A 20,678-nucleotide genomic window follows, 5' to 3' on the forward strand; every position below is an offset into this window, starting at 1 on the left:
TTGACCTGCCTGGGCGGACTCAACTTCCGCGGCGAAGCCCTGTAATCTGCGCGCAATCACAAGCGGATCGCGATGCCCCGCCTTTGCCGAACCTGCGATGCCATCAGCGAGGGTGAAAGCCGCCTGTGCACCGCCTGCGGCTCGCGGCTGTCGGTGAGCCATCCCGAACTGCTGCGTCTGGCCATCGCCCATGTTGATTGCGACGCCTTCTATGCGAGCGTCGAGAAGCGCGATCACCCCGAGCTCGCCTCCAAACCGCTGATTATCGGCGGCGGCACGCGCGGCGTCGTCTCGACCGCCTGCTACATCGCTCGCCTCTCCGGCGTGCGCTCGGCCATGCCCATGTTCAAGGCGCGCAAGCTCTGCCCAGAAGCCGTCATCCTCAAGCCGGACATGGCGAAATACGCGGCCGAATCCCGCCGCATCCGCGCCCTCATGGCGGATCTCTCCCCTCTGGTGGAACCGCTGTCGATCGACGAGGCAGTGCTCGATCTGTCCGGCACTGAAGCCCTACACCGTGCGCCGCCGGCCGTCATGCTTGCGCGTCTTGCCCGCCAGGTGGAGCAGCAGATCGGCGTCACCATCTCGATCGGCCTCAGCCACAACCGCCTACTCGCCAAGCTCGCGGCCGAGCGGGACAAGCCGCGCGGTTTCTCCGTCATCGGTTCGGACGCGGCCGCGCTGCTGGCCGCCGAGCCGGTCAGTCTGCTGCCCGGCATCGGCCCGCAGGCGACGGCGCGGCTCGCCCGCCTCGGCCTTACCCGCCTCGGCCAGCTGCAGGCCCTGGACACGCAAGCCGCGCTCCGCCTGCTCGGGCCCGACGGCCCCGCCCTCGTGCGCCGGGCCCGCGGCGAGGACGACCGCCGCGTGGTGCCGGTGCGCGAGACGAAATCCATCAGCAGCGAAACGACCTTCGACACCGACATCGCCGACATCGCACGGCTGGAAGCCGTGCTCTGGCGGCTGTCCGAGAAGCTCGGAGCCCGGCTGCGCCGCGCCGAATACGCGGCGGGCGGCATCACCCTGAAGCTCAAGACCGCACACTTCACGCTGCGCACCCGCAGCCAGCGGCTCGCCAAACCGACCGCTTTGCCCGAGGTGCTCTTCCAGTCCGCCCGCGCGCTGCTCGCGCGGGAAGCGGACGGAACCGCCTTCCGCCTGATCGGCATCGGCGCCCAGCCCTTGCGTCCGGCAGCGGAAGCCGACCCTATCGATCTCGCCGATCCGGATTCCGAACGCCGGGTCGCTCGCCAGAAGGCGATGGACCGGCTCCGCGACCGGTTCGGCGCCACCATCATCGGACGCGGACGAGGCTTCCACCCATGAGTTGCTTTCTCGGCATCGATCTCGGCACCTCCGCCGTGAAGGCCCTGATCCTGGACGAGGCGGAGCAGGTTCTGGCCACCGCCAGCACCCCGGTGCCGGCGCCACGCCACCCCATGCCGCATGCCTCCGAGCAGGAGGTGGGGAGCTGGTGGCAGGCCGTCTCGACCGCGCTGGATCAGCTGCGCGCCGAACAGCCGGCGCTGATGGCACGGGTCCGTGGGATCGGCCTCAGCGGCCAGATGCATGGCCTCGCCTTGCTCGACGCCGCGGACCGGCCGGTCTGCCCCGCCATGTTGTGGAATGACGGCCGGGCCGAGCGCGAGGCGGAGGAATTGCAGGCCGAAGGGCTGGACCTCGCACGGCTGCTCGGCGTGCCTGCGATGGCCGGGCTCACGGCGCCCAAACTGCTCTGGCTCAGCCGGCACGACCCCGCCGTGCTGGAGCGTGCTCGCCGCATGCTGCTGCCGAAGGACATCATCCGCCTGCACCTGACCGGCAGCTACGTGACGGACGTGACGGATGCCGCCGGCACCTGGCTGCTGGATCAGGCGGCACGCGCCTGGAGCGTCGAGGCGATCAACCGCCTCGGGATCGACCGTCGGCTGTTGCCGGACGTCGTGGAAAGCCCCACCGCTACAGGCACGCTCCGGCCCGAGATCGCCCAGCGCTTCGGCTTCAGCCCCGGCACGGTGGTCGCAGGCGGCGCCGGCGATACGCTGGCCGGGGGGCTCGGGATCGGCGTGGTGGAGGAAGGGCGCGGCTTCGTCGCGCTCGGCACCTCGGGCCAGGTCTTCATGGCCACCAACCGCTACCGCCCGGCGCCCGCGCAGGTGGTGCACAGCTTCTGCCATTGCCTGCCCGGCCGCTGGAGCGCCATGGCCGCCGTGCTGAACGGGGCGAGCGCGCTCGCCAGCATGAGCCGGCTCATGGGCGGCGGCGACATCGCGGCTCTGCTGGCCGAGGTGGAGTCCAGCTTCAACGGGCCGAGCCCGGTGCTCTTCCTGCCCTATCTCACCGGGGAACGGAGCCCGCACAACGACCCTTGGGCGCGGGGCGTGCTCTTCGGTCTCGGCGCGGACAGCAGCCGTGCCCAGGCCGTTCAGGCGGTGCTGGAAGGGGTTGCCTTCAGCCTGGCGGATGGCGTCGCGGCCTTGGAAGCGGCTGGGCTGACGCTGGGCCAGGTCGGCTTCATCGGGGGTGGAGCACGGAGCCGGCTCTGGGCCCGGATCATCGCAGCCGCGACCGGCCTCGCGCTCACCCGCTACGCGGACGGGGCGCATGGCGCGGCCTTCGGCGCGGCGCGGCTGGGCCGGATGGCGGCCGGCGGCCCCCTGGTCGCGGAACCGCCACCGGTGCTGGAGGTGATCGAGCCCGAGGCCGCGCTCCGCGCGGCCTACCTGCCCCGGATCGAGGCCTATCGCAGCCTCTACCGCGCCCTCAAGCCCGAGTTCCGTCGTTCGTAGGGTGGGCTTGGACCCACCCGACGATCACAGCCCACCGACCCAGGCGGCGTCGCGGCGGTTCGATTCCAGCGCCGCTTCGATGAAGCGCATGCCGGCCGCCCCTTGCTCCACCGTCGGCAGCAGGCGGGAAATGCCGGAGGGCGCACGGCCCTCGGCATGGGCGTGGATCTGCTCGGCGGCATCGGCATAGAGCTGGGCGAAGGCTTCGAGATAACCCTCGGGGTGGCCCGCCGGCACACGCGGCGTATAGACCGCGGCATCGCCCGCCCAAGGGCCGCCGCGCGTCAGATGCCGCGGCGGCTCGCCATGGCGGGTGAAGATCAGCTCGTTCGGCTGCTCCTGATGCCAGGAGAGGCCGCCCTTGGCGCCGAAGACGCGCAGCCGCACGCCATTCACCTCGCCGGGCGCCACCTGGCTCGCCCACAGCATGCCGCGCGCGCCGCCGGTATAGCGCAGCAGGATATGGACATTGTCGTCCAGCCGCCGGCCCGGCCCGAAGGTCGAGAGTTCGGCGGCGAGCGCCTCCGCCTGCAGCCCGGTCACGTAATTCGCAATGTGATAGGCATGGGTGCCGATGTCGCCTAGGCAGCCACCGCCGCCCGACTGCGCGGGGTCAGTGCGCCACACCGCCTGCTTCAGCCCCGTATTCTCAATCGTCTCGGTCAGCCAGCTCTGCGCATATTCGACATGGATGACGCGGATCTCGCCGAGTTCGCCAGCCTCGACCATGGCGCGGGCCTGCCGCACCATGGGGTAGCCCGCATAGGTATGCGTCACGCCGAAGACGAGGCCGGTGCGCCGCACCGTCTCCACCAGATCCTCGGCCTCCGCCGCCGTCATGGTCAGCGGCTTGTCGCAGATCACGTGGATCCCGGCTTCGAGAAAGGCCTTGGCCGGGGCGTAATGGAGGTTATTCGGGGTGACGATGGCCACCGCTTCGATGCGGTCCGGGCGTCGGCTCTCGCCCTCCACCATCGCCTGCCAGCTCGGATAGGCGCGGTCGGGGTCGATATGACAGTCCCGACCGGCCTGACGGGATTTCTCAGGGTCGGAGGAGAAAGCCCCTGCGACGAATTCGTAGCGATCGTCGATACGCGCGGCCAGGCGATGCACCGGCCCGATGAAGGAGCCGGGGCCACCGCCCACCATGCCCAGTTTGATTCGGCCCGCCGGCCGCGTCCCGTTGGTTTCCGCCATGTCCCAGCTCTCCCGTTCCCGGGGCGGGTTCAGCCCCGCCTCCGTGATCCGGCCAAGCGGGGCCGCGCCTCAGCGCTTGGACAGATCGACGACGCCAGCGAAGCCTTCTTCGGTGCCGAAGGCAAGATGGCTGCCGGTATCGTTCCAGGCGAGTGCGGAGACCGAGCCATGGCCGGGCGGGCAGACCGGCAGGATGCGCGCGGACTCGACCTCGGCCAGAACCACGCGACCATCGGCGAAGCCGGCAGCCACCACGTCCTGCTTCGGGTTGAAGAGCACGCGGGTGACGAGGACATTGGCGCCACCGGCAAGTTCCGACGGCGGCTTGCCCATGGGACCGCCGCCGAAGAAGGGCCAGAGCACAATAGTGTCCGCCCCCGAGGAGGCGAGCCACCGGCCGGAGCGGGAGAAGGAGATGCTTTCCGGCTTGGAGGGATAGCCGCTCATGCGCATGTGCTGCCCGTCCGACAGGCGCCAGCCGTGCAGCGCATTCTCCTGCATGGCGGTGACCACGGATTCGCCATCCGGATGCAACGCTATGCCGATATGGCTGCCCTTCCAGTCCAGACGCCGAGGCGCATCGGTCTTGGCGGCAACGAACCAGAGGCTCGCACCATTGTAGTGGGAGGCCGCGATCCGCTTGCCACGCCCGTCAAAGCTCAGGCCCGTGACGGTGGAGGGATGCTCCAGCACTTTGAGCCGCTGGCCCTTCGCATCGAAGAGATGAACCTGGCGGCCGGCCGCGCAGGCGAGGATGGGCATGTCCTTCTCCCGCCCGCGGCCCGGCGCATAGCTCGCGACATGCTCGACCCATTTCGAGCCGAGGTCGCCCAGCGTCACGGCCTCGCCATCCTCGCGTACCCGGCGGAAATCGCCATCGTCGCCGCCCGTCACCACGCCGCCGGGCAGAACGTCGGCGGCTAGGCCGAGGACGGCGCCGTCATGCACCATGACCGATGTCCAGTCGGATGCGCCTTCCGTCAGCGGCGCGAAATGCACCGTGCCGTCGCCGAGGCCGAAGGCCGCGAAGCTGCCCCCCCGATCGAAGGCGGTTTGGACGACGAAGCCATCGAGCGCGCGGGAGATGCCGCGCGTCTCGATCAGATTGTCCCGCAGGGGCGTCTGGGCAGCGAGCATCGGGCCGGTCAACCCGCCTGGCAGGATTCGAAGCCGCGGCGCAGCTGCGGACGGTTGAGGTTGCGGCCGATGAAGACGATGCGGCTCTGCCGCGGCTCGCCCTCCTTCCAGGGGCCGATGAAATCGCCATCGGCGATCATGTGCACGGCCTGGAAGGCGAAGCGGCGGTTCTCGCCCGCATAGTCCAGGATGCCTTTGGTGCGCAGCAAGTCCGGCCCCTGGGCGTTGAGCACAGTCCCGATCCAGGCGTTGAACTTCTGCGGATCGAGGGGCTTCGAGACCGTGAAGCTCATGCTGTTGATGTCTTCGTTGTGCTCGTGCTCGTCAGACTCGAGGAAGTCCGGATCGAGGGCGAGGATGCGGTTGAGATCGAAGGCGCGGCGTTCCAGCACCGTCTCGATCGGCACGTTCGACTTCTCCGAGCGGACGATCGGCGCCAGCGCGTTGATCGCGCGAATGCGCGCTTCGACGGCGACGAGTTCGTCGGCCGTCACGAGATCGACCTTGTTGAGCAGGATGACGTCGGCAAAGGCGATCTGTGCAGCGGCTTCGGCACTATCGGCCAGCCGCGCCGGCAGGTTCTTCGCATCCACAACCGTCACGATGGCGTCCAACCGCGCCTTCGCGCGCACGCCTTCGTCGACGAAGAAGGTCTGCGCCACCGGCGCCGGATTGGCGAGGCCCGTCGTCTCGATGATGATGCCGTCGAACTTCTGGCGGCGCTTCATGAGACCCGCGACGATGCGGATAAGGTCACCGCGCACGGTGCAGCAGATGCAGCCGTTGTTCATCTCGAAGACCTCTTCGTCGGCATCGACGACGAGGTCGTTGTCCACGCCGAGCTCTCCGAACTCGTTCACGATTACCGCGTATTTGCGGCCGTGATTCTCGGTCAGGATGTGGTTGAGCAGCGTGGTCTTGCCGGCGCCGAGATAGCCCGTGAGGACGGTGACGGGCACGAGATCCTGGCCAAGGCCGGCAGCTTTATCGGCAACGGTATCGGGCATGGACAATACTCCAGTCACGAGGACAGAACGGACGTCTATACAGGACTATATCGGTCCGGTCATTCCGCCGGGGAAGGACCCCGCCCCGCATCCCGCGCAGGCGAGGGAAGGCGCCAGCGCGTCTCCGCGCAGCCCCAGCCGAGGATGACGAAGAAATAGCCGCTCACCGGCAGGCTGGTGAAGGCGCTGGTCGAGGCGATCGGCCAGAGATGCACGATGGCGGCGGCGAAGAGGCCGACCCGCAACGGGTCGGGGTTGCGCCACAGGCCGCGCCCGATGCCGCGCAGCCAGGCGAGGCACATCAGGGCGAAGAGGAAGAGGCCGGGATAGCCGCCATCCGTGCTCGCCTGGGTGTAGAAATTATGCGGGTGCTGCTTGCAGATGCCGGCGCCACCGCCGTCATGCTCGGGCCGGTTGCTCCAGCCCACGAAATAGCGCGGCTCGGTGCAGTCCCGCCGGAAGCCGTTGAAGCCGAGACCGAAGATGGGGTTCTGCTCGGTCATCTCGTCCGCGCGGCGCCACAGATAGCCGTAGGGGCTGGTCTGGAAATGGTCCATCTGGGCGCTGAACTTCTCGACCAGCCGGTAATAGGTCGGCGGCGAGATGATGGGGGAGGCGGCGAGCACGATACCGCCGATGACGACGGCGCCGATGGCGACGGGGCGAAGCCGCGGCAGCAGGATCGCGGCGACGACGAGGCCGAGGCCGGTCAACAGCACCGGCATGCGCTGGCCGATCAGCACCATCACGGCGATGCCGAGCCCGGCGAGAAGGAGGCCCGCCGCGCGCCACAGCCAGTCGCGCCGGGCGATCAGCGCCATCACCGGGGGCAGCAAAGCGGGAAAGAGGATGCGCACCAATTCGGGCCCGGCGCGCGGCTTGAAGAAGGGGCCGGTCAGCTCGCCATCCACGAAGCGGCCGTCGCCGAAGGTGTTCCGGCCCGTCGCATACTGGAAATAGCATTCGAGGCCGATATAGGCCGCCACCGCCTGCACCACCCAGAGCAGCCAGCGGCGCGGGCGCGGGTCGCGCAGCAGCCAGAATTCCATGGCGACCGCGAAGACGAAGAAGCGCACCATCACGGCGGCCTGCACGAAGGACGGCCAGTCCCCATGCAGCACCGGGTGCAGCGGCAGGGAGCAGAGCATCTCCCAGACCCACCAGGCAGCGGCGAAGGGCACCCAGCCCCGGCGCACCCAGCCCCATTGCCGGGTCAGCCCGCAATGGAGGAGGAAGAGGACGGCGGTGATCGTCATGAGCACGTCGGCCAGCGCCCTGCCCTGGAGCAGCGCCGGCATGACGAGGAGCATGGTGGCGAGCGCGAGGCGCTCGATCAGAAGCTTGAGGGACATCACGGGCTCAGCAGTTCCATCCTCAGTTCGTCCAGCCGCCGGCGGGCCGCCGGCAGATCATAGGCCCGGGCGCGACCCAGTCCGGCACGCGCCAGCGCCGCACGCCGCGCGGGATCCTGCGCCAAGGTGACGATCGCGCGCGCCAGCGCCGCCGCGTCCCCGGCCGGAACCGTCACCGCGGCCCCCTCCACCAGCTCCGCGAGCCCACCCTGTCGCGTCGCGATCAGGGCCGCGCCATTCGCCATGGCTTCCAGCGCCGCGAGGCCGAAGGGCTCTTGCCAGCGACTGGGAACCACCGCAATGGCGCTGCGGCTCAATTCCTCCATGACGGTTTCGTGATCCTGATAGCCGAGCAGCCGCACACCGGTGGCGGCGGCTTGCGGTCGCAGCCTCTGGGTGAAGGGCGTCTCGGGGCTGTCGGGTCGGAAGCGGTCGGCGCCGATCATCACCGCCTCCCAGCCCGGCAGCGCCGGCAGCGCCGCGCCGCAAGCTTCCACGAAGCTGTCGGCGCCCTTGTCGGCCACCATGCGGCCGGAAAAGAGGATGCGCGGCAGCCGCGCCTCCGCGGGCAGCGCCGCGGGCAGGCGCGCGAGGTCGAGGCAGTTGGGCAGCACATGCGGGGGCGGCAGGCCTTGGCTTCCCTCCGTCCAGCACGCGGCGAGAAAGCGGGAAACGCAGACGACGGCACCGAGCCGGCGCGACAGATCGGCGCGTTCGGCCGGCGTCTTGGCGCCGCGCATGCCGCGCGGATCGTTGTGCAGGAACAGCGCGATGCGCCATGCCGGAAACCAGCGCGCAAGGCGCCGGGCGAGATCCGGCCGGTTGTGCACCTCCACCAGCGCCGGCCGCATCGGGCGAAGCGCCCGCCGCACGCCGGCCGCATAGCGGGCATCGGTGCCGAACGCCCACCACGCCTCGCGCACGGGGAGGAAGGGCAGGGGGAAAACCGGGCCCGGCTGGGCGGCGCCCAGCGTAGTCACGGTGAAGGGCGAGTCCGGTGCAGCCTCAGGATCGGCGAGACGGGCCTGGAGCAGGGCGATGGCCCCCGCCGACTGCGGCCCAAAGCCTTCGCGCGGCGGCAGGACCGTCGCAATGCAGCGCCCTTCGACCGTCGCCACCGTCAGGCTTTCGCACCGCGCCGGATGAAGAGGTCGAGGCAGTCCGGATCACGGCTCGATTGAATCGTTTCCAGGATGGCATGACCCTGGCTTTCGGCCATACGCGGCACGCTTTCCCGCGGCTCCGCGCCGCGCAGACGCACCTGCAGCACCGCGCCTTCCGGCAATTTCTCGAGCGCGAGACGGGTGCGCACGAAGGTCATCGGGCAGGTGTCAGCGGTCACGTCAAGAAATGCGGCCGAAGATGTATTTGTCGTCATGATGATGCTTTACTTGACAGGGAGTGAAGGATGTTGCCTCGACTGCTCAGGGCGCTGTAGACAGGGCAGCGCTCGCTGCTGACGTTTTTGCCGGCACGCGAAACAACATCGCTGGATTGACCGAATTCTGTCTATACGAGCGCTCGGCCAAGAAATATCTAGTCCTCGTATAGCAAGCGGCCACCATCCAGCCTGGAGAATAGCAGAATGTCAGACGATACGCCCAATCTCAGCGTCCTTGGCTGGACGGCCCAAATCGTTTCCGCGCACGTCTCCCACAACACGGTGGCGCCCGAGGCCCTGCCCGGCCTCATCCAGGACGTCTTCCGCACGCTGTCCAACGTCGGAGCCCAGCCCGAGCCGACGGAAAAGCCCCAGCCGGCCGTGCCGATCAAGAAGAGCGTCTTCGGCGACTACATCATCTGTCTCGAGGACGGCAAGAAGCTGAAGATGCTGAAGCGCCACCTCAAGACCGCATACAATCTGGAACCGGAACAGTATCGCGAGCGCTGGGGCCTGCCGCCCGACTATCCGATGGTGGCGCCGAACTACGCCCGGCAGCGCTCCTCCCTCGCCAAGAAGATCGGCCTCGGCACAAAGCCGCGCGCTCCGGTCAAAGGCTCCGGCCGCGCGGGCCGCGGCGGCTGAAGCGGGCCTCGCCCGCAGCAGGTCTTTGCCTCCTCCGGCGGCTCCCCCTATAACGGGCCGACGTGGTCCGAGGGGTGCTCCCGCGGGGGCGCGCCGGCGGAGCCGCCGGAGAGGCGTGGATAGAAGCGGAAGCTAACCGATGGTGTCGCGCATCGAGCGCCTGTGCATCGAAAAGGGCCTGAAGATGACGGGGCAGCGCCGCGTCATTGCGAGCGTCCTGTCCGAAGCGTCGGATCATCCGGACGTCGAAGAGCTGTACCGCCGGGCGGTGGCTCTCGACAACCGCATGTCGATCGCGACCGTCTACCGCACCGTGCGGCTGTTTGAAGAAAACGGCATCCTGGAACGGCACGATTTCGGCGGCGGCCGGGCCCGCTACGAGCCGGCGACGCCAGGGCCGCACCACCACATCGTCGATGTCGACACCGGCCGCGTCATCGAATTCATCGACCCCGAGCTGGAAGAGGCGATCCGCGCGATCGCCGCACGGCTCGGCTTCGATCTCGTCTCGCATCGTCTGGAACTCTTCGGCCGTCAGCGCCAGGAAGAGAGCAAAAGCTCCGACAAGAAGCCTGCCCAGAAGCGCGGCCGCCTGCGTGCGAGCGAGGATGCCGTGTCTCCGCCCCCTCTTGTCACCGGCCCCGCCGGTCATGGACGCTAAGTGAATTCGATAGAACCCCTCGCCGGCCTCGATACCGAGGAAGGCATCGGCGAACTACGCGCCGGCAATCTCGGTCTGCGCATCGCCCGCACGGCCGAGGAGCTGGATGCTGCTCAGGCGCTCCGTTACCGCGTTTTCTACGAAGAACTCGGCGCACATGCGGATGCCACGACCGAAGCGCGGCATCGCGACAGCGACCGCTATGATGCGGTGGCCGACCATCTCCTCGTCGTCGACCATGATCTCGGCGACGGGCCGGATTCCGTCATCGGAACCTATCGCCTGATCCGCCGCGAGGCAGCGGAGACCATCGGCCGCTTCTACTCCGCTGACGAATACGACATCTCGCTCATCGAGCGGTTTCCCGGCCGCGTGCTGGAACTCGGCCGCTCCTGCGTCGACGCCGCCTATCGCGGCCGCGCCGCGATGCAGCTGCTCTGGCGCGGCATCGCCGCCTATGTCTTCACCCACAACATCGACCTGATGTTCGGCTGCGCCAGCCTGCCGGGGACGGACGTGGACGAGCTGGCCGCCTCGCTCACCTATCTCTACGCCAACCATCTAGCCCCGCCGGACATCCGGCTCCGTGCCCTGCCGCACCGCTTCGTCGAGATGCAACGCATGGACCCCGCCGCGATCGACGCGCGGCAGGTGCTGGTCGGGCTGCCGCCGCTCATCAAGGGCTATCTGCGGCTCGGCGGTTTCGTGGGCGATGGCGCCGTCGTCGACCACCAGTTCAACACGACGGACGTCGCGGTCGTCGTGCAGACCGATCTCGTCACCGGCAAATACTACCGCCACTTCGAGCGCGAGCAGCGCGACCGGCGCTGAGCCGTGGGCGGCATGCGGGTTCTCGTCAATTCTCCCTTCCTCGCCGCCGAGGGGATGGCGATCCTGGAAGCCGCCGGGCTCGAGGTTCATACGATGGAAGCCTTTCCCTCCCCAGCACGGATGGCGGAAGAGGCTGGACGTCTTCGGGTCCATGCGATCATTGGGCGCCAGGGCCGGTTTACGGCGGCGGTAATGGATGCCTCGCCTGATCTCCGCATCATCGCGCGCCATGGCACCGGGACGGATGACATCGATCTCGCAGCGGCCGAAGCCCGCGGCCTGATGGTCACCCGCGCGCCGGGGGCGAATGCGCTGGCCGTCGCGGAGCACACGATCGCCCTGGTCCTCGCCCTCCTCAAGGGTATCCCGGGCGCCGGCATGGCGGCGGGCGCCTGGCGCCCCGGCGACATGCGGATGCGGGACATCGCCGGCACCCGCCTCGGCCTCTTCGGCATGGGGGCAATCGGCCGGCAGACGGCGCGGCTCGCGCAGGCGCTTGGCATGGAGGTGCTGGCCCATTCCCGCCAGACGGATCCCGCGGTCTACGCCCATGCCCGGCCCCTCCCGAGCCTGGACGCTCTGCTCGTCGAAAGCGAGGTGCTGTCCCTGCATACGGCGCTGACGCCGGCGACGCGCCACGTGATCAACGCCGCCACCCTCGCGCGGCTGCCGACCGGCGCCTATCTGGTCAACACGGCCCGCGGCGGACTGGTCGAGGATGCCGCGCTGGTGGCGGCCCTCGACTCCGGCCATCTCGCCGGCGCCGGGATCGACGTGACAGAGCCGGAACCACCAGCCGCCGACCACCCCTTCCGCCACCATCCCCGCATCCTGCTGACGCCGCACGTCGGTGGCGTCACTCATGCCTCTCTCGCCCAGATGGCGATCCAGGCCGCCGAATGCGTGGTCGCGCGCCTCACCGGGGATACCGTTCCCCCGGAGCGGATCGTCGTCGCCGGCGCATGATCGATCTGCCGCTGCTCCTGGCCTTCATCGCCGCCGCCACGCTGCTGACGGTGACACCAGGCGTGGATACGGCGATCGTCCTGCGCTCCGCCGCCAGCGGGGGGCCACGCGCCGGGGCCGCGGCGGCGCTGGGCGTCGGCCTCGGCTGTCTCGCCTGGGGGGCTGCCGTCTCCGTCGGGCTCGGGGCGCTGCTCCGCGCCTCGCCCTGGCTCTACGACGCCCTGCGCTATCTGGGCGCCGCCTATCTTCTCTGGCTCGGCGGACGCCTGCTACTCCGGCCGCGTGGCGCATTCACGATGGAGGCGTCACAGGCTGGCCAAGCCGGCGCCTTTCGCCGCGGCCTCGTCACCAACCTCCTCAATCCCAAGGTCGGCGTCTTCTACGTGACCTTCCTGCCGCAATTCATCCCGGCGCATGCGGACGTCGCCGCCTATTCCTTCACGCTCGCGGCCGTGCATGTCGGCCTGTCGATCCTATGGTTCGCCCTGCTGATCGGGGCGACCGTGCCGCTGCTCCGTCTGCTGCGTCGGCCCGTGGTCATCCGGCGGTTGGATCAGCTCACCGGCTGTGTCCTCCTCGCCTTCGGGTTGAGGCTCGCGGTCGTCCGCTAGCCCTTCGTCCGCCGCGGCGGCTCGGCCGCGGGCGCCACGAAGCCGAGCTGGCGGAAGGTTTCCTCCATATGGGCGGGCAGGGGGGCCGCCACCGTCAGCGTGCCTCCGGCGGGATGCGGCAGGCGCAACGCGCGGGCATGCAGATGCAGCCGGCCGTTCACCGTCTCCATCTCGCTCTCCCCGCCATAGGCGGTATCACCGAGGATCGCATGGCCCATCGCCGCGCAATGCACGCGTAGCTGATGGGTGCGGCCGGTGTGCGGGTAGAGGCCGAGCCAGCTGAACTTGCGCCCGGCATGATCCAGCGTTTCGTATTCCGTCACCGCCTTCTGCGCCTCGGGGTCGGAGGGATGAGCGATGGCGCTGCGCGCGCCGCCCAGGCCCTGGGTGCGGCTCAGTGGCTGGTCGATCAGCCCTTCCATCGGCACCGGCAGGCCGAGCACCACGGCCCAATAGGTCTTTTCGACCGTGCGGGTGCGGAAGCTCGCCGCGAGCTTCGCCGCATTGCCTGGGCTGCGCGCCAGCACCAGCACGCCCGATGTATCGCGGTCCAGCCGATGGACGAGGCGCGGGCGGTCGGATGCGCCGAACCGCAGACCATCCAACATGCCGTCGAGATGCTTGGTGATCCCCGGGCCTCCCTGGGTCGCGAGGCCGGCCGGCTTGTTGAGCACGATCAGCCACTCGTCCCGGTAGAGGATCATCCGCTCGAGATCCTTGACCAGCCGCGCATCCACCACCGTCTCGGCTTTGGGCGGCATGGTCTCGGCCACCGCATGAACGGGAGGCGGCACGCGCACCGCCTCACCCGGCTGGAGGCGCGTATTGGCCTCCGCCCGGCGACCCGCGACGCGGATCTGCCCGGTGCGGCACAGCTTGGCGATGGCCCCCTGGGTGAGCCCCGGGAAATGCCGGCGGAACCAGCGGTCGAGGCGAATGTCCGCCTCATCCTCCGTCACGATGCGTTCTTCCACGGCACTCATTCGCCTCGCTCCCGCTCGCGCTTCTCGCGGAGCTTCGCCCAGTAATCCAATCGCTTGCCGATCTCGCGCTCGAAGCCACGCTCCACCGGCCGGTAGAACTGCGTGCGCGCCATGCCGTCGGGGAAGTAGTTGCGTCCGGAGAAAGCCTCTTCCTGGTCATGGTCGTAGGCATAGCCCTCGCCATAGCCCAGCTCCTGCATCAGCTTGGTCGGCGCGTTGAGAATATGCGCCGGCGGCATCAGGCTGCCGGTCTCCCGCGCCGCCCGTTTCGCTGCCCCGAAGGCGGTGTAGACGGCATTCGACTTGGGCGCCGTCGCGAGATAGACGACGGCCTGGGCGAGGGCGAGTTCGCCCTCCGGGCTGCCCAGGCGTTCATAGGTGGTCCAGGCGGTTTCGGTGACGAGCAGGGCCTGGGGATCGGCCATACCGATATCCTCGGCGGCAAAGCGCAGGATGCGGCGGGCGATGTAGCGCGGGTCCTCGCCACCGGCCAGCATGCGGGCGAACCAGTAGAGCGCCGCATCAGGGTCCGAGCCACGCAGGGACTTATGCAGCGCCGAGATGAGGTTGTAGTGCTCCTCCCGATCCTTGTCGTAGAGCGCGGCGCGCTTCGACAGCAGATCGGCAAGCCCTTCGGGGTCGAGCGGCACCTGGTCGTCGGGCAGGGAGAAGAGCTGTTCGACCATGTTGAGCAGATAGCGCCCGTCACCGTCCGACATGGCGGCGAGCGTCGCCCGTGCCTCCCCGGTCAGCGCCAAGGCGCGGCCGACCTCGGCCTCCGCCCGGTCCAGAAGTTGGCCCAGGGCCGCGTCGTCCAGACGCTTGAGCACGAAGACCTGGCAGCGGGAGAGTAGCGCGCCGTTGAGCGCGAAGGAGGGGTTCTCGGTCGTCGCGCCAACCAGCGTGACGATGCCTTCCTCCACCACGGGCAGGAAGGCATCCTGCTGTGCGCGGTTGAAGCGATGGATCTCATCGACGAAGAGCAGCATGCTTTCCCCGGTGCGGGCATGGCGCGCCGCCTCCTCGAAGACCCGCTTGAGATCGGCGACGCCGGAGAAGACCGCCGAAATCTGGCTGAACAACAGCCCTGCCTGCTCGGCGATCAGCCGTGCGATCGTCGTCTTGCCGACGCCGGGCGGGCCCCAGAGGATGAGGGAGGAGAGCGAGCCCCGCGCCAGCATACGGGTCAGCGTACCCTCGGGGCCGAGCAAGTGATCCTGGCCAATGACCGCGCCGAGGGTCTGGGGGCGGAGCCGATCGGCAAGCGGGCGCAGCTTCCGTGCGGAAGCGCGGCCGCGGGTCGGGGGTGCGGCACCACCGCCGGGCTCGGCACCGAAGAGGTCGCTGGAAGGGCCGGGAGAACGGGCCAAGGATCACATCCTGAAACGGCGTCGGAAAGCAGAAAGGGCGAGCCCTGCGGCCCGCCCTTTCCTTATAGCCTGAGCTGACGGCGGGAAGATTACTCCTCCGTCGCGCCCTCGTCCTCGGCCACCACTTCCGGCTTCGGGCCGCTGTCCTGGCCCTTGGCGGAGATGTCGCGGTCGACGAATTCGATCACCGCCATGGAAGCGGCATCGCCGTAGCGGATGCCGGCCTTCAGCACGCGGGTGTAGCCGCCGGAGCGGGTCTTGTAGCGCTCGGCCAGCGTGTCGAAGAGCTTCGAGACGATGGTCTCGTCACGCAGCTGGGCGTAGGCCTGACGGCGCGCATGCAGGCCGCCGCGCTTGCCGAGGGTCACGAGCTTCTCGGCGACCGGCCGCAGCTCCTTCGCCTTCGGCAGGGTCGTGGTGATCTGCTCGTGCTTGATCAGGGCGACGGCCATGTTGCGGAACATGGCAGCGCGATGGGTGGAGGTAACGCCGAGCTTCCGCCCGGAAACACCGTGACGCATGGTTTCAGTCCTTTGACCTGTGCGTGCTGAACATCAAATGCGGTTGCGAAAAGCCGGGCGTCAGAACGGCTCTTCGAGCCGGCGGGCGAGGTCTTCGATATTTTCAGGCGGCCAGCCCTGGACGTTCATGCCCAGAGACAGACCCATAGCGGTCAGCACTTCTTTGATTTCGTTGAGCGACTTGCGGCCGAAGTTCGGCGTGCGCAGCATCTCCTGCTCGCTCTTCTGAACGAGATCGCCGATATAGACGATGTTGTCGTTCTTCAGGCAGTTGGCACTGCGGACCGAGAGTTCGAGCTCGTCCACCTTGCGAAGCAGGTTGCGGTTGAAGGGCAGGTCGTCCTGCTGCTCTTCGAGGCGCATCTGCTGCGGCTCGTCGAAGTTGATGAAGAGCTGCAGCTGGTCCTGCAGGATGCGAGCGGCGAGCGCCACCGCGTCCTCGGGCGTGACCGAGCCGTTGGTCTCCACCGTCAGCAGAAGCTTGTCGTAGTCGGTGACCTGGCCGACGCGGGTCGGCTCCACCTTGTACGAGACGCGCTTCACCGGGGAATAGATGCTGTCGACCGGGATGAGGCCGATCGGCGCATCTTCGGGGCGGTTGGCCGAGGCCGGGACGTAGCCCTTGCCGATGTTGACCGTGAACTCCATGCCCAGCTTCACGCCTTCGTCCAGCGTGCAGATGACCAGATCGGGGTTCATGATCTCGATGTCGTGGCCGGCCTGGATCTGCTCGGCACGCACCTCGCCGGGGCCGGTGGCCGACAGCATCATGCGCTTCGGGCCTTCGCCATGCATGCGCAGCGCGAGCTGCTTCACGTTCAGCACGATGTCGGTCACGTCCTCGCGGACGCCGGGGATGGTGCTGAATTCGTGCAGCACGCCATCGATCTGCACGGCCGTCACGGCGGCACCCTGCAAGGAAGACAGCAGGACGCGGCGGATCGCGTTGCCGAGAGTCATGCCGAAGCCGCGTTCCAGCGGCTCCGCCACGACGGTGGCGACGCAGGAGGGATCGTTACCCGACTCGACTTCGAGCTTCTCGGGCTTGATCAGCGATTCCCAATTTCTCTGCAATACCACGTTCGCCTCTTAAAAGAACAAGCCGGGCGCCGAGCCCTTCCCCGGATGGGGAGGGGGTCGGCCGCGCCGGCAACAGGACGGCCCTTATGTTCCGTCAGACGCGGCGGCGCTTGCGCGGCCGGCAGCCGTTATGCGGAACGGAGGTGGTGTCCCGGATGGAGCTGACGGAGAAGCCGACCGTCTGCAGCGCACGCAGCGCGCTCTCGCGGCCCGAACCGGGGCCGCTCACCTCGATCTCAAGGTTTTCCATCCCGTGCTCGCGGGCCTTGCGGCCAGCGTCTTCCGCCGCCATCTGCGCGGCATACGGGGTGGACTTGCGGCTCCCCTTGAACCCCTGGGCGCCGGCCGAGGACCAGGCGATCGTGTTGCCCTGGGCATCGGTGATGGTGACCACGGTGTTGTTGAAGGTCGCGGCGACATGCGCCACGCCCGAGCTGATGTTCTTACGCTCTTTCCTGCGGGGCCGAGTCGAGGCGGGCTTCGCCATAGATCAATCCTGTCACTGATGACGCGGCCGCCGCAGCGAAGCTCCGGCGGCCAAAACGTCGGATAGAGTTCAACGTCAAGGCGCTGAGAAGGGCCGAAGCCCTTATCGGGTCGCCTTCTTCTTGCCGGCGATCGCCACCGCCTTGCCCTTGCGGGTACGGGCGTTGGTGTGCGTGCGCTGGCCACGAACCGGGAGACCGCGACGATGGCGCAGGCCGCGATAGCAGCCGAGATCCATCAGACGCTTGATGTTCATGGAGACTTCACGCCGCAGGTCACCCTCGACGCGGTAGTCGCGGTCGATCAGCTCGCGGAGACGGAGGATCTCGTCTTCCGACAGCTGGTTCACCCGGCGTTCGGCGGCGATCCCGAGCTGCTCGCAGATCTTCACCGCGGTGGTCGGACCGATGCCATAGATATAACGCAGACTGATGACCACCCGCTTGTTGGTCGGGATGTTCACCCCGGCAATACGCGCCACGCTTCACACTCCTCAAGCGCCGAACGCTCGGCGCGTTCAGCTGGTCGTCCCGGATATGGCCGAGAAAAAGTACCCGACCAGGACCCCTGCCCTCGATCGGTGGAGGTGCGGAATAGCTCCGCCCCTAACTCAGAGTCAACCGCCGTGGATCAACTTTGCGTGAGCGCATGGGAGACTCCGCGCTTGGGCAGGGTCTCGAGCGCCGCTTCTATCTCACCGGCAACTTCGTCGATATCGGCGAGCCCGTCGACGATGCGCAGACGGTCCTGCGCCTCGTAATAGGGCAGCAGGGGCGCCGTCTGGCGGTTGTACGCCGCGAGCCGGGCTGATACGACCTCACGCTTGTCGTCCGGACGGCGAACGAAGTCGTGGCTGCCGCAGATGTCGCAGGTGCCTTCCGCCTTCGGCCGCTTGAATTCGTCATGATAGCTCGCGCCGCATTTGGCGCAGCTGAAACGCCCGGCGATGCGCTCGATCAGCACGGCGTCGTTCACGCGCAGTTCGATCACGGCGTCGATCGGCGTGCCGCGCTTCTCCAGCAGCACGTCCAGCGCCTCCGCCTGCGGCACGGTGCGCGGAAAGCCGTCCAGGATGAAGCCGTGGGCGCAATCCGCCTTCTCGATGCGGCTGCCCAGCATGGCGATGATGATGTCGTCGGAGACGAGTTCGCCGCGATCCATGATCTCCTTGGCGCGCAGGCCGACCTCGGTGCCGGCGGCGACTTCCGCACGCAGCATGTCCCCGGTCGAAATCTGCGCGATGCCGTGGCGAAGCTGCAGGCCCTTGGCTTGCGTGCCCTTGCCCGCCCCCGGCGGCCCCAGAAGAATGATGTTCACCGACCTCTCCCCCGCCCGCGGCCCCGCTTGATCAGGCCTTCATATTGATGCGCGATCAGATGGGACTGAATTTGCGTCACCGTGTCCATAGTCACGGACACGATAATCAGAAGGCTCGTGCCGCCGAAGTAGAAAGGCAGGCTGAAATGGCCGATGAGCCATTCCGGCACCAGGCAGACGATGACGAGATAGATCGCGCCGACGGTGGTGAGCCGGGTCAGGATGCGGTCGAAATAGGCGGCGGTCGCGCTGCCCGGGCGGATACCGGGGATGAAGCCGCCCTGCTTCTTCAGGTTGGTCGCCGTCTCCTCAGGGTTAAACACCACCGCCGTGTAGAAGTAGGAGAAGAAGATGATCATCGCGGCGTAGAGCAGCATGTAGACCGGCTGGCCGTGACCGAGGGAGCCCGCCAGCCACTGAACCCAGGCCGGGCTGCCGGCGCCGGCATGGGAGAAGCCGATGATGGTCGCCGGAATGAGCAGGATGGAGCTCGCGAAGATCGGCGGGATGACGCCCGAGGTGTTGATCTTGAGCGGCATGTGGCTGCTCTCGCCGCCATAGATGCGCTGACCGACCTGGCGCTTCGGATACTGGATGATGATGCGGCGCTGCGCCCGCTCCATGAAGACCACGAAGCCGATGATGACGATGGCGCCGATGATGAAGGCGATGACGAAGAGGGGCGAGAGCGCCCCGGTCTTGCCGAGTTCTAGCAGGTTGACGAGGGCGCTCGGCAGATTGGCGACGATGCCGGCGAAGATGATGAGCGAGGAGCCGTTGCCGACGCCCCGCGCGGTGATCTGCTCGCCCAGCCACATCAGGAACATCGTGCCGCCCACCAGGGTGACGACGCAGGTGAAGCGGAAGAACATGCCGGGATCGACCACCGCCGCTCCCAGGCTGCCGCGCATGCTCTCGAGCCCGACGGCGATGCCGTAACTCTGGAAAATCGCGATGAGCGCGGTGAGGTAGCGGGTGTACTGGTTCAGGCGGCGGCGGCCGCTATCCCCTTCCTTCTTCAGGGCTTCCAGCGACGGGATGGCGGAGGCCATGAGCTGGATGATGATGCTCGCACTGATATAGGGCATGATGTTGAGGGCGAAGACGGTCATACGACCGAGCGCACCCCCCGAGAACATGTCGAACATGCCGAGGATGCCGCCGCCGTTGCGCGTCATCAGCTGGCTCATCACCGCAGGGTCGACGCCGGGCACCGGGATGTAGGTGCCCAGGCGGAAGACGATCAGCGCGCCGAGCGTGAACCAGATCCGCTTCTTCAGTTCGGTCGCCTTCGCGAAGGTGCCGAAGTTCAGATTTGCCGCAAGTTGTTCGGCCGCCGAGGCCATCCCACGTTCCCATCAATGCGACGCGCAGGAGGCCGGAGCCTGCCGCTCCTCTCGGCGCGTCTTCTCAACATCAACATCATCATGCCGGCCCCAGAGGCGGCAGCCGCCGGAGCGTCCCGTCAGTCCCGCACCAGGGTGCTGCCGAAGACCTCCGCCCAGGCGGCCGCGAGCGCGACATCGAGTTCGGCCATGCTCACGGCAATCCCAAGCGCATGAAGGCTTGTCACCCCATACTCGCGGATGCCGCAAGGAACAATGCCCGCGAAGTGGTCAAGCTCGGGTTCGAGATTGACGGCGACACCATGCCAGGTAACCCAGCGGGTGACGCGCACCCCGATGGCGGCGATTTTGGCCTCGGTCCCGGCCGCCCGGTCCGCGACCCAGATACCGACCCGGCCCTCCCGCCGCTCGCCGCGGATGTTGAAGCGGTCGAGGGCGCGGATCACCCATTCCTCCAACCCGCGGACATAGGCGCGCAGATCCCGCGGCGGGACCGTGCCGTGCGGGCGGTCGAGGTCGAGCATGACGTAGCCGATCCGCTGGCCGGGGCCATGATAGGTCCATTGCCCGCCGCGGCCCGGGTGGAAGGTGGGGAAGCGGTCTGGCGCCTGCAGGTCTTCGGGCTTTGCCGAACTGCCCGCCGTGTAGAGCGGCGGATGCTCGACGAACCAGACCCGCTCGGCCTCCTCTCCGGCCCGGATGGCGCGCACCGCGCGCTCCATTTCGGCCAGCGCGGCGGGATAGGGGGTCAGCCCCTCGGCGATCATCCACCGCATACGCGCATCTGGCTCCACCTCAGCGCGTGCGTCATTCCGCGCATAGGCGGTTGCTGCCGGTTCAATCATTGGCTATATCGCGGCGCCCACGATGCGGTCGTGGCGGAATGGTAGACGCGCAAGCTTGAGGTGCTTGTGGGGGAAACCCTGTGGAAGTTCGAGTCTTCTCGACCGCACCATCTTTTTCCTAAAAATTCATGGCTGTAACCCGGGCTTCGGCCC

General features: G+C 68.0%; 22 protein-coding genes and 1 tRNA gene. 8 read left to right on the top strand and 15 right to left on the bottom strand.

Features of this window, described 5'->3' with window-relative positions:
- The first annotated feature begins 72 nt into the window (after positions 1 to 72).
- Positions 73 to 1,326, top strand: coding sequence for a DNA polymerase IV (locus ACYQ6W_RS08405; protein WP_459674716.1), 1,254 nt, complete (start codon positions 73 to 75; stop codon positions 1,324 to 1,326).
- Positions 1,323 to 2,789, top strand: a complete 1,467-nt coding sequence (xylB, locus tag ACYQ6W_RS08410) for a xylulokinase (RefSeq protein WP_459674717.1) — start codon at positions 1,323 to 1,325, stop codon at positions 2,787 to 2,789. Before ACYQ6W_RS08405 ends, xylB begins: the two co-directional genes overlap by 4 nt.
- Positions 2,790 to 2,813: 24 nt before the next feature.
- Here xylB and ACYQ6W_RS08415 read toward each other — a convergent pair whose 3' ends face one another.
- The 6 genes from ACYQ6W_RS08415 to ACYQ6W_RS08440 form a co-directional block, all read right to left on the bottom strand.
- Positions 2,814 to 3,986 carry a Gfo/Idh/MocA family protein gene (locus tag ACYQ6W_RS08415; RefSeq protein ID WP_459674718.1) on the bottom strand — a complete coding sequence of 391 codons (1,173 nt, stop codon included), beginning with the start codon at positions 3,984 to 3,986 and terminating at the stop codon, positions 2,814 to 2,816.
- Positions 3,987 to 4,055: 69 nt separating this feature from the next.
- Positions 4,056 to 5,123: a WD40 repeat domain-containing protein gene (locus ACYQ6W_RS08420; RefSeq protein WP_459674719.1), complete on the bottom strand. Its 1,068-nt coding sequence runs from the start codon at positions 5,121 to 5,123 to the stop codon at positions 4,056 to 4,058.
- An 8-nt stretch (positions 5,124 to 5,131) separates the two neighbouring features.
- Entirely contained in the window at positions 5,132 to 6,130 is a 999-nt protein-coding gene (locus ACYQ6W_RS08425; RefSeq protein WP_459674720.1) for a CobW family GTP-binding protein, read from the bottom strand.
- Positions 6,131 to 6,189: 59 nt separating this feature from the next.
- Positions 6,190 to 7,482: an O-antigen ligase family protein gene (locus ACYQ6W_RS08430; RefSeq protein ID WP_459674721.1), complete on the bottom strand. Its 1,293-nt coding sequence runs from the start codon at positions 7,480 to 7,482 to the stop codon at positions 6,190 to 6,192.
- Complete coding sequence (locus ACYQ6W_RS08435) at positions 7,482 to 8,600, bottom strand: glycosyltransferase family 4 protein (protein ID WP_459674722.1); 1,119 nt, start codon at positions 8,598 to 8,600, stop codon at positions 7,482 to 7,484. Before ACYQ6W_RS08435 ends, ACYQ6W_RS08430 begins: the two co-directional genes overlap by 1 nt.
- Positions 8,601 to 8,602: 2 nt before the next feature.
- Positions 8,603 to 8,860 (bottom strand): sulfurtransferase TusA family protein, encoded by a 258-nt coding sequence (locus ACYQ6W_RS08440; RefSeq protein WP_459674723.1) that lies wholly within the window; start codon positions 8,858 to 8,860, stop codon positions 8,603 to 8,605.
- Positions 8,861 to 9,067: 207 nt separating this feature from the next.
- Here ACYQ6W_RS08440 and ACYQ6W_RS08445 point away from each other — a divergent pair, with 207 nt between their 5' ends.
- From ACYQ6W_RS08445 to ACYQ6W_RS08465, 5 genes are all read left to right on the top strand, one after another.
- Positions 9,068 to 9,508, top strand: coding sequence for a Ros/MucR family transcriptional regulator (locus ACYQ6W_RS08445; protein ID WP_459674724.1), 441 nt, complete (start codon positions 9,068 to 9,070; stop codon positions 9,506 to 9,508).
- A 139-nt stretch (positions 9,509 to 9,647) separates the two neighbouring features.
- Positions 9,648 to 10,169, top strand: coding sequence for a Fur family transcriptional regulator (locus ACYQ6W_RS08450; protein WP_459674725.1), 522 nt, complete (start codon positions 9,648 to 9,650; stop codon positions 10,167 to 10,169).
- Positions 10,170 to 11,000 (top strand): GNAT family N-acetyltransferase, encoded by an 831-nt coding sequence (locus tag ACYQ6W_RS08455; protein WP_459674726.1) that lies wholly within the window; start codon positions 10,170 to 10,172, stop codon positions 10,998 to 11,000. It begins immediately after the preceding gene.
- A gap of 12 nt (positions 11,001 to 11,012) precedes the next feature.
- On the top strand, positions 11,013 to 11,966 hold the full coding sequence (locus ACYQ6W_RS08460) for an NAD(P)-dependent oxidoreductase (RefSeq protein WP_459674728.1): 954 nt from the start codon (positions 11,013 to 11,015) through the stop codon (positions 11,964 to 11,966).
- Positions 11,963 to 12,577, top strand: a complete 615-nt coding sequence (locus ACYQ6W_RS08465) for a LysE family translocator (protein WP_459674729.1) — start codon at positions 11,963 to 11,965, stop codon at positions 12,575 to 12,577. The genes ACYQ6W_RS08460 and ACYQ6W_RS08465 overlap by 4 nt, the downstream gene beginning before the upstream one ends.
- Here ACYQ6W_RS08465 and ACYQ6W_RS08470 read toward each other — a convergent pair.
- The 9 genes from ACYQ6W_RS08470 to lipB all read right to left on the bottom strand — a co-directional run bounded on the left by ACYQ6W_RS08470 (position 12,574) and on the right by lipB (position 20,525).
- Positions 12,574 to 13,560: an RluA family pseudouridine synthase gene (locus tag ACYQ6W_RS08470; RefSeq protein ID WP_459674730.1), complete on the bottom strand. Its 987-nt coding sequence runs from the start codon at positions 13,558 to 13,560 to the stop codon at positions 12,574 to 12,576. The genes ACYQ6W_RS08465 and ACYQ6W_RS08470 overlap by 4 nt on opposite strands.
- On the bottom strand, positions 13,557 to 14,930 hold the full coding sequence (locus ACYQ6W_RS08475) for a replication-associated recombination protein A (protein WP_459674731.1): 1,374 nt from the start codon (positions 14,928 to 14,930) through the stop codon (positions 13,557 to 13,559). Before ACYQ6W_RS08475 ends, ACYQ6W_RS08470 begins: the two co-directional genes overlap by 4 nt.
- 89 nt (positions 14,931 to 15,019) lie before the next feature.
- The gene (gene rplQ / locus ACYQ6W_RS08480) at positions 15,020 to 15,451 is read right to left on the bottom strand and encodes a 50S ribosomal protein L17 (protein WP_459674733.1); all 432 of its coding nucleotides are present in this window, start codon (positions 15,449 to 15,451) and stop codon (positions 15,020 to 15,022) included.
- Between the two features lie 60 nt (positions 15,452 to 15,511).
- Positions 15,512 to 16,531: a DNA-directed RNA polymerase subunit alpha gene (locus ACYQ6W_RS08485; protein WP_459674734.1), complete on the bottom strand. Its 1,020-nt coding sequence runs from the start codon at positions 16,529 to 16,531 to the stop codon at positions 15,512 to 15,514.
- 94 nt (positions 16,532 to 16,625) lie between these two features.
- Positions 16,626 to 17,018 carry a 30S ribosomal protein S11 gene (rpsK, locus tag ACYQ6W_RS08490; RefSeq protein WP_459674736.1) on the bottom strand — a complete coding sequence of 131 codons (393 nt, stop codon included), beginning with the start codon at positions 17,016 to 17,018 and terminating at the stop codon, positions 16,626 to 16,628.
- A gap of 102 nt (positions 17,019 to 17,120) precedes the next feature.
- On the bottom strand, positions 17,121 to 17,498 hold the full coding sequence (gene rpsM, locus ACYQ6W_RS08495; protein WP_459674737.1) for a 30S ribosomal protein S13: 378 nt from the start codon (positions 17,496 to 17,498) through the stop codon (positions 17,121 to 17,123).
- A 149-nt stretch (positions 17,499 to 17,647) separates the two neighbouring features.
- Positions 17,648 to 18,334: an adenylate kinase gene (locus tag ACYQ6W_RS08500; protein ID WP_459674738.1), complete on the bottom strand. Its 687-nt coding sequence runs from the start codon at positions 18,332 to 18,334 to the stop codon at positions 17,648 to 17,650.
- Positions 18,331 to 19,680: a preprotein translocase subunit SecY gene (gene secY, locus ACYQ6W_RS08505; RefSeq protein WP_459674739.1), complete on the bottom strand. Its 1,350-nt coding sequence runs from the start codon at positions 19,678 to 19,680 to the stop codon at positions 18,331 to 18,333. Before secY ends, ACYQ6W_RS08500 begins: the two co-directional genes overlap by 4 nt.
- A 119-nt stretch (positions 19,681 to 19,799) precedes the next feature.
- Positions 19,800 to 20,525, bottom strand: a complete 726-nt coding sequence (gene lipB, locus ACYQ6W_RS08510; RefSeq protein ID WP_459674740.1) for a lipoyl(octanoyl) transferase LipB — start codon at positions 20,523 to 20,525, stop codon at positions 19,800 to 19,802.
- A 24-nt stretch (positions 20,526 to 20,549) separates the two neighbouring features.
- On the opposite strand from lipB, the gene ACYQ6W_RS08515 reads away from it, so the two are divergent.
- Positions 20,550 to 20,635: transfer RNA gene (locus ACYQ6W_RS08515), tRNA-Leu, on the top strand.
- Positions 20,636 to 20,678 lie beyond the last annotated feature (43 nt).

The organism is Acidisoma sp. 7E03, from assembly GCF_054665075.1.

Coding starts and splice junctions, on each gene's coding strand:
- rplQ (WP_459674733.1), bottom strand. CDS start 15,451: ATGCGTCACGGTGTTTCCGGGCGGAAGCTCGGCGTTACCTCCACCCAT.
- ACYQ6W_RS08470 (WP_459674730.1), bottom strand. CDS start 13,560: ATGAGTGCCGTGGAAGAACGCATCGTGACGGAGGATGAGGCGGACATT.
- ACYQ6W_RS08425 (WP_459674720.1), bottom strand. CDS start 6,130: ATGCCCGATACCGTTGCCGATAAAGCTGCCGGCCTTGGCCAGGATCTC.
- rpsK (WP_459674736.1), bottom strand. CDS start 17,018: ATGGCGAAGCCCGCCTCGACTCGGCCCCGCAGGAAAGAGCGTAAGAAC.
- ACYQ6W_RS08430 (WP_459674721.1), bottom strand. CDS start 7,482: ATGTCCCTCAAGCTTCTGATCGAGCGCCTCGCGCTCGCCACCATGCTC.
- ACYQ6W_RS08415 (WP_459674718.1), bottom strand. CDS start 3,986: ATGGCGGAAACCAACGGGACGCGGCCGGCGGGCCGAATCAAACTGGGC.
- ACYQ6W_RS08460 (WP_459674728.1), top strand. CDS start 11,013: ATGCGGGTTCTCGTCAATTCTCCCTTCCTCGCCGCCGAGGGGATGGCG.
- ACYQ6W_RS08440 (WP_459674723.1), bottom strand. CDS start 8,860: ATGACGACAAATACATCTTCGGCCGCATTTCTTGACGTGACCGCTGAC.
- ACYQ6W_RS08405 (WP_459674716.1), top strand. CDS start 73: ATGCCCCGCCTTTGCCGAACCTGCGATGCCATCAGCGAGGGTGAAAGC.
- lipB (WP_459674740.1), bottom strand. CDS start 20,525: ATGATTGAACCGGCAGCAACCGCCTATGCGCGGAATGACGCACGCGCT.
- ACYQ6W_RS08465 (WP_459674729.1), top strand. CDS start 11,963: ATGATCGATCTGCCGCTGCTCCTGGCCTTCATCGCCGCCGCCACGCTG.
- ACYQ6W_RS08420 (WP_459674719.1), bottom strand. CDS start 5,123: ATGCTCGCTGCCCAGACGCCCCTGCGGGACAATCTGATCGAGACGCGC.
- secY (WP_459674739.1), bottom strand. CDS start 19,680: ATGGCCTCGGCGGCCGAACAACTTGCGGCAAATCTGAACTTCGGCACC.
- ACYQ6W_RS08450 (WP_459674725.1), top strand. CDS start 9,648: ATGGTGTCGCGCATCGAGCGCCTGTGCATCGAAAAGGGCCTGAAGATG.
- xylB (WP_459674717.1), top strand. CDS start 1,323: ATGAGTTGCTTTCTCGGCATCGATCTCGGCACCTCCGCCGTGAAGGCC.
- ACYQ6W_RS08445 (WP_459674724.1), top strand. CDS start 9,068: ATGTCAGACGATACGCCCAATCTCAGCGTCCTTGGCTGGACGGCCCAA.